At 54.5% G+C, this 514-nt stretch carries 1 pseudogene; it reads right to left on the reverse strand.

Annotated features, from left to right (window positions below):
- Window positions 1-514: pseudogene (locus J5224_RS35245) on the reverse strand (tRNA 2-thiocytidine(32) synthetase TtcA); the annotation flags it as partial.

Here is a 514-nt window from a genome sequence, read left to right on the forward strand (position 1 = left end):
TTTCGATAACGTTAAGGCGCTCAGGTTCGGCAACGGCATCGTCCTCGGGGTGCCAACCGACCGGCTGGAGCGGAAGCGTTTCACGATCGAACGCCAAATCGCCACCGTCAATCACTTCGCTGCCGTGCTGAATTCCCTTGAAATCGAAAAGCTGATGATCGGCCAAATGGGAAGGCACCACGTTTTGCATGGCAGTGAACATGGTCTCAATGCGACCGGGATGACGTTTATCCCAATCGCGCAGCATATCCTTGATCACCTGACGTTGCAGATTAGGCTGCGATCCGCACAGATTGCAGGGGATGATCGGGAACGCACGCGCTTCGGCAAAACGTTCGATATCTTTTTCGCGACAGTAGGCCAATGGGCGAATCACCACGTGTTTACCGTCGTCGCTCATCAGCTTGGGCGGCATCCCTTTTAGCTTGCCACCGTAGAACATATTGAGAAACAGCGTTTGCAGGATATCGTCGCGGTGGTGACCCAGCGCAATTTTGGTGGCTCCCAACTCGGT

Source organism: Candidatus Symbiopectobacterium sp. NZEC135 (genome assembly GCF_025962695.1).